The following is a 12234-nucleotide window of genomic DNA, read 5'->3' as shown; positions in this document are numbered from 1 at the left end:
GGCAATTGTTTTGAAAGCCTAAACATTTTTAAGGCTCAAATTGCAGGGATAACTCGCTGACAAGGGACTCACGTTGGTGGGCTACTACCATTTTAAACCTTCTCCAAAAAGGGTGGCAAATCAGCTTAGTTATCTTCCTTTCGCAGGATAAAATTGTCAAGATCCGGGATCGGAGGGGATTTTCGAGGAGGGATGCTGTCGAGATCCAAGGGCTTCCATTCTTCATTTCGCTGATATTCTTGCCTGAGAAAATCGTCCGTATCAGTGACTTGGAGTTCTCTGTTTTTCTTTCGTGTGATTTTCTGGAAAAGCTCGGAAAAGGAGTTGAAGGAGACGTTTTGGCTGACAGATGCGCCGTACGTCAATACATTTTGCGTCAGCGAAAGCGAAGTAAAGGTGTTGTAGTTGTTTCGGTTGAAGATCCTCAGCCGGTAGACGCCGTCCTCGGTCAGCATGTATTCTGCCTGCCAATCCCCGATGATAGACGCGGCGCTGGTGTTGCCTTGATTGTCGGTAAATCCCCCGTCTCGGGACACGCGTAATCTTCCGTCGAGGAAAGTGTAGGCGACGCTTAGCTGGAAGTTTTCTAGTGTGTTTTCATCCAACGAAGCCAGATCGATATTCACCTCGAGATTTTTGTCCATTTGTCCCAGGAAGCTGTTTAGCTGGGAAGAAAGAAGATTTCCCAAACTGGAGGAAATCGTAGAAACACCTGAAAACTGTCCTTCGGGAGAGAAGTTGCGAGTCATGATCACCGAAAACACCTGCCGGTTCATCTCCTGTTCGTCGGCTGCTACTCGGCTTTGGAACGCGGAGATGGTCGTCTGTACGTCCCCGCTGGAGGGGAATTCGGAGAAGTCAAAGCTGAACTTGATATCAGGCGAGAGAAGTTCGCCCTGGAGATCCATCAGTACTTTGAGCGGATATCTCCGACGCATTTGGCTGTTGTCAGCAGCGGAGGACGAATTGAGCAGGGGTTGAAGAGAGATATTTTCTTCATAGACCGCCTTCAGGTTCATCACGCCCTGATATGGATCTCCAAACCAGGTAATTCTGCCTCCCGGGTCAATTGCAAATTCCCGCTTTACGACATTGTACAGCGAAAAATTGTACTGCCCTTGGGTGATTTCGTAGTTGCCGGCCAGGTTAAAATTCCCCTGGGTATCGATATTCATGGTAAGGACTCCGCGTCCCCTTGCCTCCAGGCTTTCTTCGGTTTTTGGATCGATGATGATCTGGGCAAAAGCATCCGGTGTGACGTCTAGTATGAAGTTCATCCGCACATTTTGGATGTCAAGGCGGTTGATGTCCTCGGCGAGTTGCTTAATTCGGACGGTATCTTGGATGTTGATGATCTGAATGAAATCCTCCTGGTATTGGGTATTGCTGCTCGTGAGCGGGATGTAGATTCGGGTGTTGGGCTGAGTGGTGGCTCTGGCATTGATGTCCAGATTGGTGGTACTGCCTTTGATTGCCAAGGTGCCGCTGGCAAAGGCCGTTCCGTAGAAGGTCTCGTTATCCTTGGAGGTGGTGTTCAACACTTGGAAGTTGCTCAGGTTAGAGTTGATATCCAAGAAGATGTTTTGAAACCCGGTGTGATTGAGTCCACCGGTGAAGGTCGCCCTGTTGCCGTTGATGTCTTGGAACATCAAATCCCGAAAGCTGACTTGCGTAGGTTGAAATAGGATACTTCCGTCGACCTGATAGTTGGTGTTGAGGTAGTTGATATGAACCTTGCCCCCTTCGATTCGACCGCTTCCCAAGACTTCCGGGACATTCACGGTGCCTCTTACCTGAAGATTTCCGCTGATCGTTCCGTCCAGATTGGTAATGTATTTGGAGAGAAACGGCTCAAAGATAACCAGGTTGGCTTCCGTCATCCGTGCCTCTAGGTCGATATTTTGATAGGCGAGCTCGATGGTTCCTTCGATGTCTATCTTCTTTTGACCATTGATTTCATTTTCCAGATTTAAGATCAGGTCATTGTCCTGAAGATTGGCAGATCCAGAGATATTTCCGATGGGAAACTGGTTGATCTCGGTGCCGTCGATCGTCAATTGACCCTCGATAGCCGGCTGGCCGCGTAAGTCAGTGAGGCGAAACGAGCCGTTGGCTCGGCCAAGGAATTCATGCGCCGTGATCGTATTTAGGAAATCTATGCCGACGTCACGGAAAAACAGGTCGAGTATTTCATCCGGATTTTGGCTAATGGTGCCTTCCAAGCCGAGTAGTTGTTGTTCATGGAGGATACTCAACTTTGTGAATGTGATGTCGCCTTGGGAGATCAGGATTTGGTTTTCTGGTTCAAAGTCCCAGTCTTTTTTCAACACCCGCAGAACAGATGGTTTAAAGTGGATTTGGGTACCGGAGGCTGAAAAGGTGGCTTCCGCATCTATCCTGGCCTGGCTAAAGCTGGAATCCTGATCCAGACTTAGCTGCAGGTCAAGGTTGCTTTGGTCCCATATCGCTTCGAATCCCAGGTTGGTAAATCCTATCGATTGTCCAATCTGTTGCTCTTTGGAATAGATGTAGAAGGACGCCAAAATATCCCCACTGTTGATGATCTTGGAGGTGTTGAAGTCAATATTGGTGCCGTAGGCCGAATTGCCCCGATAGGTCAGCGTGTCAATGCTGGTGAAAAAGTTGAATACGGTATTCTCTGGAGTCTGATAAAAGGCCCCCTCCAGAATGGTGTTTTTAGAGATGGAAATGTCCGGTTTGAGAAGTTGGATTAAAGGATTGACATTTTGCAGTCGCACATTTAGATCTAGGCTATAGGTGTCCGAAAAGTTTGTTGCCAGGTCTGCGATGGGCTGGGTCTCGTTTAGGAGGATGGCAAGGTATTGACTCCCGAGCATATCCAGATCTTTGAGCATTTGCTCGAGATCAAACTGGCCCGATGCGGCCGCCACCAAGTAGTCAGAGTTAACCGAAAGTGTACGAGTGCCGCCGGCAAAAAGAGACTGAAAAAAGAAGTCACCAATATCCAGGAAGCGGTCTTCATATCCGACTTTGATATCGGTAAATCGAGCAATCCCCTGAATGTCGTCCAGATTGATTCCTTTGGTGTCGATGTCCAGTTTGCCGCTGATGAATGTCGGGACCTGAACCAAGTTTAGGCTATCCAGAAAAACGGAATCGACTTGCACAACCATCCGAACGGAGTCAACTGATTTTTCGAGGTTGAGATATCCGCTGGCCTGCGCTTTGAGATTGGGGTCTTCGATGGCGAGATTTCCGCGAAAAAGATTCAGTCCGTAGGTAGCATCTGTGCTAATGTTGGAATAGGCGTAGCCTTTGACTCCAAACTTGGAGATAGTTGCATCGAGGTCGATGATGGCATCTTCAATGGAATTTCCCTTGAGGTTTACCCGCCCGTTCAGGCTTATTTTCTGAAGGAGCTCTCGGTTTTCCGCAAGTATTCCGAGATCCAGATTATCAACCTTCAAACGTGACACGATCGAAGGAGTGTCGTCGACAAGGTCAAAGTTCACTCTTCCCTCGATGTTGCCGATGCTGGTTTTAAATTTGCCGTTGGTGATGAAGCGACTCAGCAAACCGGTAAAGTCCGCATCCATCCGGACGAGGTTGAATTTGTTGATCTGCTTTTCCACCGCTGGAGTCAAGTATGGCGCCAGATCCCGGGCTGAAACCACTGAGTTTTTAAGGGAGAGGTTGATGTAAGTTTTTTCGATATCCGGCAATCCATCCAGCTCAAACGACCCGAAAAGGGCTGTTTTTTCTCCCAGACGAATCAGAAATTCGTCAGACTTCATATCGGATACCGGCCCAAAGACCTCTCCGCTCAGGTAGATTTCATCTTCGAATTCCGGCAGTGTTGGCGCAAATAGCCGCAGATCCTGCAGGTTGATCTTGGTCTCCTCCATCCGGGCACGCAGCCGCACCTGGGTCGTAAATTCTCGAAATCCTTCCGGTCCGGTGACATCCATTCGGATAAAGTCCTTGATGTGGCTCCTTTCGGTTCTGAGGTTGAGCTTGTCGAGTTCGAGGTACTTCGGGGCGAAAGTGATTTTGGTTTTGAGCTCCTGGATTTTCAAACCCGAATTGGATTCTATGCCGGAGAGGGCTTTGATGTCAATTCCGAGTTCTGAATTTTCCAACCGGAAATCCGAAGCGCTGCCCCTGATTTCTTTGAAAGTCATTCGATTGAAATCAAAGCTCTCTATGATCGGTTCGATGTTAAAGTTGACCAGTGAAAACTCCGTTTGCCTCAGTTCGACAGAGCTGATGTAAAATTTGGCAGCGGTGGTAGAGGGGTCTTTGGTGCCAAAAAGAGCGTTCAGTTCCTTGACCCAAAGATTGATGTTCAGCACAGAATCTCCCGCATGAGTAAGGAGACGGACTTTGGCTCGCTCCAAGCGAACCTCGTCGATCGTTGGATCTCCTGGAGGAATCAGGGAGAGCAGCGCAAAATCCGCGTACAGCAAATCCGCGCCAATCATCAGACTATCCCGGTGATCTCGGATCGAGACATTCTGAAGTTCAAGGGCGTCCCACCAGGAAAGCTTGATCTTTCCGATCTCGGTGGTGAATATTGAGTTTTGGTTCAGGTAGGCGGTCACTTTGTCTACCATCCAGTTTTGCACGCTGGTGATTTGCAGTGCCAGGCTGAGACCGATTAGAAAAAGTAGGGAGCTGAATACGATCCAGAGAAGTACTCGGAAAGCTTTGTACAAAAAATCCGTAACTTTCGAGTTCTTTTCCAATGGGTACCAAAGATATTTCTATACTAGCAATCGAATCCTCGTGTGACGAGACTTCTGCCTCCATTATAGTTAATGGCAAAGTACTCAATAATATTGTGGCCACACAATCAGTTCACGAAAAATATGGGGGTGTTGTTCCCGAATTGGCGTCTCGCGCACACCAGGAAAACCTCATTCCCGTCGTCCAGGAGGCTATTTTGAGTTCCGGGGTCTCTAAAGATCAGCTCTCCGCGGTGGCGTTCACCCGAGGGCCGGGGCTGATGGGTTCTCTGCTTGTCGGGGTGAGTTTTGCGAAGGCTTTTGCGCGCTCGCTGGAGATTCCACTGATCGATGTGAACCATATGCAGGCTCATATTTTGGCGCATTTTATCGAAGATCCCAAGCCAGTTTTCCCCTTCATCTGCCTGACGGTGAGCGGTGGACATACCCAGTTGGTATTGGTGAAAAGCCACCTGGAGATGGAAGTGGTCGGGGAGACACAGGATGATGCGGTCGGGGAGGCTTTTGACAAGACTGCCAAATTGCTCGGATTGCCGTATCCGGGAGGTCCATTGGTAGATAAGTACGCCAAGGAAGGAAATCCAAAAGCTTTCAAATTTCCCGTGACTAGGATGCCAGGTTTGAATTATTCTTTCTCGGGAATCAAAACCGCCGTACTTTATTTTCTCAGAGCTCAACTCCAGACCAATCCGGATTTCATCACGGAAAACCTGGCTGACCTTTGCGCCAGCATCCAGTCCACGCTGATCGAGATGCTCCTGATCAAGCTGAAGGAAGCGGTGAAACAATACGGCGTGACAGAAATCGCCATCGCCGGTGGCGTCTCGGCCAACTCTGGCTTGCGAAATGCATTGGCTGAACTTTCCCGCCGAAAAGGCTGGAACCTCTACGTGCCAAAATTCGAATACTGCACAGACAATGCCGCCATGATCGCCATGGCGGCACATTACAAATACCTCCAGGGTGAATTCGTCGGACTCGATGTCACACCTCTGGCCAAAATGAAATTCTGATATGTCCAAGCCCAGCCGCTTCGAGAAATTCGTAAACATTAAGAATAAGAAAGCAAGCTTTGAGTTTGAATTCATCGATACCTTTGTCACAGGTGTGGTGCTGACGGGCACGGAGATCAAGTCGATCCGTGAGAGCAAGGTTTCACTGACGGAGGCCTTTTGCATCTTTATGGAGGGGGAACTTTACATTCGTCAGATGCACATCGCACCCTACACTATGGCCACGAGCTACAATCACGTGGCAGTGCGCGATCGTAAGCTGCTTTTGAAGAAAAAAGAATTAGAGAAGCTCGAAACTAAGTCGGCCGAAAAAGGTCTGGCAATCATTCCGGTTCGTATATTTATCAATGACCGGGGCTTGGCAAAGATGGAAATTGCGCTGGCCCGCGGTAAGAAAACACACGATAAACGGCAGGACCTGAAGGAAAAAGATGCAAAAAGAGAACTCCAGCGAATGGCCTTTGATTGATGCTTACGGGATCTGTCGCCAGACAATCCTACCCGTATACCGCCAGCCTACTTTTGACTCCGGGCTAGTCACCCAGCTGCTTTTTGGCGAATGCTACGAGATCAATGGGCTGACCTCCGACCGACAATGGTTTCGGATATTTCACCAAGACACCGGAATGGGCGGCTGGGTCTGGGCCACATTGATCAAAGAGATCACTGGCGACGAATACCAGAAATTTCTCAACCGCGACTTCCAGGTAGTGACCAGTCCCATTGCCGCGATCGAATACCTCGGATCCAGCCTATACCTTCTGCCCGGCAGCCGTCTCCACTTTTCCGAACTCGAGCTCTTCAACTGGCAGGATCATGTCGGTTTTACAGGCAATTCGCGTCCCCACGTAGTTCAAGCAGAGCGTGAGGAGCTGGTCGAGATCGGCCTGAGCTTTCTCAATGCGCCTTTTCAGGCGGGAGGCAGAAGCATATTCGGATTGGATGATGAGCAAGGATTTGCGCTGATCCTGGCGATTGCGGGGTATTCCTGGATTTCGGGGAAAATTCCCGGCAAAAGTGTCGAGCCCGAGGCCGCACTTCCGGGTGATTTGTTTATTTTCAGGGACTTGGAAAAACAAAAATCCCACTTCGGTTTGTTTTTGGGTTCGGAGGAGATCCTCTGCCTGGACAACCGCATGAAGGTCTCCGACCTGGACGAATGGGAAGATTTTTTGAGAAACAATACAGGGGAGCAGGTTGTTTTGGACACAAGGGTAATCGTCACATAGGTTATGGAAAAAAGGGTTTTGGTGCTGAATTTGGATCATTCTCCGGTAGCTGTCGTGCCAGTGCACAAGGCTATCGTGCTTTGCTTGTTGGAAAAAGCCAACGTTCTTACCACCTATGAATTACTCTTCATTCGTACCGTCAGCCGCAGCTTTGAATATCCTGCGGTGATCCGGTTGGCGCATTACAAGTCCATTCCATTTCGTGGGGTGCTGCTTAATCGAGCCAATCTATTTAGGCGGGACAAGGGCGAGTGCCAATATTGCGGGAGCAAAAGACATCTGACCATCGACCACATTGTGCCCAAGTCCAAGGGCGGCAAGACCAACTGGACCAACCTGATCACCGCCTGCAACCGCTGCAACGTGAACAAGGGCGACAAAACCCCCGAGCAGGCAGGACTCATCCTCCGATCCGAACCCTTTAAGCCTTCGCTTTCCTATTTTTTGGCGGAATATGCCGAGCGGCAGGCGGAAGAATGGTTGCCCTTCCTGCCGAGTCGGGTAAGGACGGGTTGTTAGCGTAGAGCAATGAAGTTTTTCCGATGCCTTGCCAAAATCAATCTCCGAAATGATTAATTTGACCACGGAAACAGCCGGGAAGAATCCTTCGTCCAAAACGGATCTACACGACATTTGTGAGGGAGTGGGACTTGTACGGATGTTGTAGGGCATTTAAAACCAAATCCTAAAGAGCCATGATTACTCATGAAAAATTGAGAATATTTGAAAAATATAATGGAGATACTGACGGTTTTGCGAGAACTGGAAAGAAATCTGAGAAAGAAATATTCGATACACAAGACTGGCTTTTAATTGACTCTATGGTTCAAGATTTGGAATTGATAAAGAATGGCTTGTGTTCGAAAAAGTTTGAATTAATGACTTTCGAAAAGTTAAATGACATATTTGATTCGAAATCGATAGAAATGATTAAAAACAAAATTTTTTAAGAAATTGGACTCATTCAAGCATGGGACAATGTCAAATGGACAGGTGGGTATAAAATGGACGACCCAAATGTTTAAAATCTTGTTAGGCTATTCGAGGCTGAAATTATAAGTGGGTTACAATCGAACACCAGCCGCTAACAACCAGGTTTTCGTGCGGCTTGCAAAGCCAAGCATGATCCCGATAGCTATACGGGACGCTGTTGCACGAAACCGCTAAGGTGCCTATGGGGATTGAGTCAGGATTCAAGCGCTGTTTTACTCAGGCGACCGTTTAACCAAACAACTAAAGCAAAGCCATCAAAAAAAACTGACACTAGGCAGATTTGTGGAAAGTTGAGCGTGATGTTAAATTATCAGGCCCCATCGACTGCAAATGAGCAAACAAACCAATTAGCTAAATGAAATCTAAAAAACCGATCTTTTTTATCGTACTCTTATCCTGTATTTATGGATGTTCGTCTAACAAAAGCGAACGCGAAAAATCATCCCCATTGACTGAAGCTGATCTGATTTTACGGTCCGACTTTGGAAGTTACTTTGACAGTTGTGGTGTGGAAGGCTCTATCGCTATCTATGAAATTGAAGGGCAAAAGTGGATTGTATCAGACACGGTAGGGATTGAACTTGAAACGCTGCCCGCTTCGACATTTAAGATAATCAATTTGTTGATTGCACTCGAAACGAAGACAATCCAAGATGAAGACGAATTGGTCAAATGGGTCGGGAGCACGGATACGGTTAAGTACGGATATAGACCTGATATCTATCATGATATGACAGTAAAGGAAGCTTTTGAGCTATCGGCAGGCTGGGTGTTTGTCGAACTTGCGAAGAAGATCGGCAAAGACAAATACAAAGAGTATCTCACAAAGTGCAGGTATGGAAACGTTGATTTGTCGCAGGAGGAAGCGGATTTTTGGAATTTTGGAGCCTTTGCAATCTCGCCCAAAAATCAGGTTGAATTTTTACTTGCTTTATATGAAGACAGGCTTCCCTTTTCTGAGCAGAACATGGCCATTGTAAAGGATGTAATGCTAACAGAGCGGACAGATGACTATACTATAAGAGCAAAGACAGGTTGGACACGAGCAAACAATATCAATACCGGATGGTGGACAGGATACCTCGAGACAAAAAAAGGTTCTTACATTTTTGCGACAAGACTTTTGCAGGACAGAAAGATGAATAGGTCTGATTTTGGTAGTTGCAGAAAAGAAATTACCAAAAAGGCATTTCGGGATTTAGGAGTAATTGACTTCCCAGTCGCTGGTAAGTAGGTTTTTGCAATGCTTGGCAAGATAATCGTGAGAGTAATTGTAGCACTCTGTTATTTTTGACAGGATATGCCTTTATTTTGGAGCAATTTGCCCCTTGGATTTTTTAAGGATGAAATCATCTTTACTTAGAAATTTCCCAGCAAACGGGCTAACCAGCAGATGGTTTATGAATACTGACCCATCGATGAAACTTGGCATCTATGTCAACTTCCCCTGACATTGTGAAGAGGTATTTCGGTTTTACGAGCAGCACCTTGGCGGAAAGATTGTTATGATGATGCTTCCACGCAGGTATCTCCCAATTTCCCCAAAGAATGGGAGAAACCCATTATCCATGCAGTGATTGAGGTAGGTGGCACCCTCCTTAGGGGCGCGGAGTTTCTCATGCTGACCCTATGCGCAGCGCCTATCTTACACTCAGACTGGATACTCCGCAGAAAGCAGAAGAGGTCTACAAGGTGCTTTCCACCGATGGTGAGACCTTCATGAAGCTGGAAGAGAATTAATTTGCAAATCGTTTTGCGATGCTTCGTGACAAGTTTGGGACGTCTTGGATGCTGCTTAATGGGGTTTAGCGATCAGGTTTTATTTGAGCAAAATATTCTGGTAGCAAATAAGATCGCAGCTGGACCCAAACCATTGAAATTGCTGCACCGTCTGAATAGACTGTTCCAGCATGCAATCCACCATTTTTTATACTCAGATTTTTTTATATAACCGGACTTATCGTGGGTTTTTAGCTGAGAATTTTCGGTAGATCCATTATTTTTAGTCATACCCCGACCCAAGATGAACCGACTTTTAGCAACCTGCCTTTTTCTTTTGGTTTTTCAATTCCTCAATTCATTTTCCCAAGCCCAGATCGCCTATCAGCGCCCTACCTACAAAAACTTCTACATCGGCACCTACGGCAGGATCGGCGCCGACTGGTCGTTTGTAAATGAAGGCTCGATTGGGCGACGACTGAACCTTAACAATATGGGTAGCATCGGAGGCAGGATGGAGGAGCAGGACTATCTGGAGCTCGCCACGGGAATTGATTTTTCGCCGCTGGTGAAAGGCGACAGCATGAATGTGACGGTCAACACCCGTTTCGCAGTCTGGTCAAATAGTCTGTCGCTATTTGGCAACAGCACGACGTCCAGCATGGGGGGACTGACACTGGCAATCCCCGAACTCTATGTGGAAGTGACTGGCGTCGGCAAGAGGGATCGGGTCAATCTCTGGGTAGGAAGTCGGCTCTACCGCGGCGCTGACGTCCACATTGCGGATCATTTTTACTTCAATGACCATTCGGGGCAGGGCTTTGGGGTGGAGGTGAAAAACACTCGCTTTGCAACGCTCTTCGTAGCTTCGACAGATACCTCGTCTACGGTGCCACCATATTTCTACTTAAACATCAAGACTGGAACACCCGCTTTGGCGCTTCGTCAGCGGGCGGTCTTGGTGCTGGAGCAGGATAAAGTGATTTCAGAGAGTTCAAAGCTTACTTTCTTAGCCGAGTATCACCGCATGGGAAATCCCGATGCCACAGATACCCTGCCCGATTTGGCCTACCCTGGAGACAATGGCTATGTGTTGGGTGCCCGGCTCAATACCATTTTACCAAGGCTATTGATGGGTTCGTTCAATGATTTGGCGATACGCTACGGGCGGGGCATCGCCAATGGCGGGGATGGCGGCGTGTCGCGTACTTGGCTGACTTTTGGCGCTCCGGATTTGGTGGATCAGAGTTTTAGCAAAGCCTACAGTTGGTCGTTCGTAGATCATATCCTGGTGAATCTTTCCGAGCGGTTTTCGCTGAATGGCTATTTGATCTACAATCGCAGCAAGGGAGCCGCCACTTCCAACGATAAAGCGGAGACATTTTTCGAAAAGGAAGTTTTCAACAGAAAAGAAGATTTAACCCTCGGCACTCGTGGCACTTGGTATATAAGCGACAATTTTCACTTGCTTTCAGAGTTGAATTACTCGCAAAGAAAAGATGGAGAGCAGCCGACCTATGCAATGGGGAAATTTTCCCTAGCGCCGACGCTTTCTATCTCCGGCGAGCGGAATGTTTGGGCACGCCCTCATCTCCGCTTTGTCTTCAGTCTGGCAAGGTATAATGAAAACGCCAGCGAAAATCTTTACAGCCCCTATCTCCAGTTTGTTGCTGCAGAGCGCTGGGGCTACTACATGGGAGTGAAGGCGGAGTGGTGGATTTTTTAAGTTTGGACGGCGGATGGCAGTACAGGATTGGGCGTCGGAGTTAAGTGGAATCAAGAATTGCTGACCTTAAATCCACCCGTCAGGAAATATATGCTTGGCAGAAAGAATGAAGAACTGACCTTCCGACCAATACTTCTATGGAATTCTGACAGAAATTTTACTGGGCTTCGATCGGTACAGAAAATCTCACATCTGACCATTCGAAAACCACATGGATGCCGCCTTCCCTCTCAACCATCGAAATGGTATAAAGCTCAACCATTGCACTGGTAGGCTCAACGGGCACTTTTGTACGCAAAAGATCCAAACTGTAGTTTGGCTCGAAAGCTCCCCATTGACCAAGTTCTGAATTCAAAACAATTTCAAATGCATCAACGTCGGGAATAGCATACATTCTATACGTGCCAGCTGGTACAGGCTGTCCGTTGAATAAGATATCCTTGTTTACCGTCATTTCTGTTGATTCATTTGCGCCTAATCGCCAGTACGTTCCATAAGGCTGCAAAGCCCCCTGCTCTTCAGTGCCGAATACCAGACGATCACGCACTGAAGGTCTGCTATATGCGATAGAAACGGTGAGACCACCGACTGTCAGCTCAGCGGTTCCGGGAGGACTTAAATTGCGGTTGCGGTAATTGAGATAGGAGAAGGCGATTCCGAGCAAAACGACGAAAGCTACCACTCCGATGAGTATTTTCTTTTTCATAACTGATTTTGAAATTTTGTTGATTGGACGATTGAACAGGAAGCCTTTCAAGTCCTTTATCAAATCTACTTTTGTTTCGGGACAATTGGTCTTTACTGTAGACTCGTTCATTCTTTCTCCT

The 12234-nt window shown here is 47.5% G+C and carries 9 protein-coding genes; 7 read left to right on the top strand and 2 right to left on the bottom strand.

Annotation, left to right across the window (positions count from 1 at the left end):
* Positions 1-125: 125 nt before the first annotated feature.
* On the bottom strand, positions 126-4697 hold the full coding sequence (locus ABD031_RS15335; protein WP_343853042.1) for a translocation/assembly module TamB domain-containing protein: 4572 nt from the start codon (positions 4695-4697) through the stop codon (positions 126-128).
* A 29-nt stretch (positions 4698-4726) separates the two neighbouring features.
* Here ABD031_RS15335 and tsaD point away from each other — a divergent pair, with 29 nt between their 5' ends.
* The 7 genes from tsaD (at position 4727) to ABD031_RS15300 (ending at position 11407) form a co-directional block, all read left to right on the top strand.
* On the top strand, positions 4727-5740 hold the full coding sequence (gene tsaD / locus ABD031_RS15330; RefSeq protein ID WP_343853040.1) for a tRNA (adenosine(37)-N6)-threonylcarbamoyltransferase complex transferase subunit TsaD: 1014 nt from the start codon (positions 4727-4729) through the stop codon (positions 5738-5740).
* A 1-nt stretch (position 5741) separates the two neighbouring features.
* Positions 5742-6209 (top strand): SsrA-binding protein, encoded by a 468-nt coding sequence (smpB, locus tag ABD031_RS15325; RefSeq protein WP_343853038.1) that lies wholly within the window; start codon positions 5742-5744, stop codon positions 6207-6209.
* On the top strand, positions 6172-6969 hold the full coding sequence (locus ABD031_RS15320; RefSeq protein ID WP_343853036.1) for a hypothetical protein: 798 nt from the start codon (positions 6172-6174) through the stop codon (positions 6967-6969). The genes smpB and ABD031_RS15320 overlap by 38 nt, the downstream gene beginning before the upstream one ends.
* A gap of 3 nt (positions 6970-6972) precedes the next feature.
* Positions 6973-7488 (top strand): HNH endonuclease, encoded by a 516-nt coding sequence (locus ABD031_RS15315; RefSeq protein WP_343853034.1) that lies wholly within the window; start codon positions 6973-6975, stop codon positions 7486-7488.
* A 176-nt stretch (positions 7489-7664) separates the two neighbouring features.
* Complete coding sequence (locus ABD031_RS15310) at positions 7665-7919, top strand: hypothetical protein (protein ID WP_343853032.1); 255 nt, start codon at positions 7665-7667, stop codon at positions 7917-7919.
* 398 nt (positions 7920-8317) lie between these two features.
* The gene (locus ABD031_RS15305) at positions 8318-9196 is read left to right on the top strand and encodes a penicillin-binding transpeptidase domain-containing protein (RefSeq protein ID WP_343853030.1); all 879 of its coding nucleotides are present in this window, start codon (positions 8318-8320) and stop codon (positions 9194-9196) included.
* 789 nt (positions 9197-9985) lie between these two features.
* Positions 9986-11407: a carbohydrate porin gene (locus ABD031_RS15300; protein ID WP_343853027.1), complete on the top strand. Its 1422-nt coding sequence runs from the start codon at positions 9986-9988 to the stop codon at positions 11405-11407.
* A gap of 157 nt (positions 11408-11564) precedes the next feature.
* Here ABD031_RS15300 and ABD031_RS15295 read toward each other — a convergent pair whose 3' ends face one another.
* On the bottom strand, positions 11565-12224 hold the full coding sequence (locus tag ABD031_RS15295) for a DUF2911 domain-containing protein (RefSeq protein WP_343853026.1): 660 nt from the start codon (positions 12222-12224) through the stop codon (positions 11565-11567).
* Positions 12225-12234 lie beyond the last annotated feature (10 nt).

The organism is Algoriphagus jejuensis, from assembly GCF_039523455.1.
GTDB classification, from domain to species: Bacteria; Bacteroidota; Bacteroidia; order Cytophagales; family Cyclobacteriaceae; genus Algoriphagus; species Algoriphagus jejuensis.
Note: the sequence above shows the minus strand (reverse complement) of the source record. Positions and strands in the feature narration are given on the sequence as shown.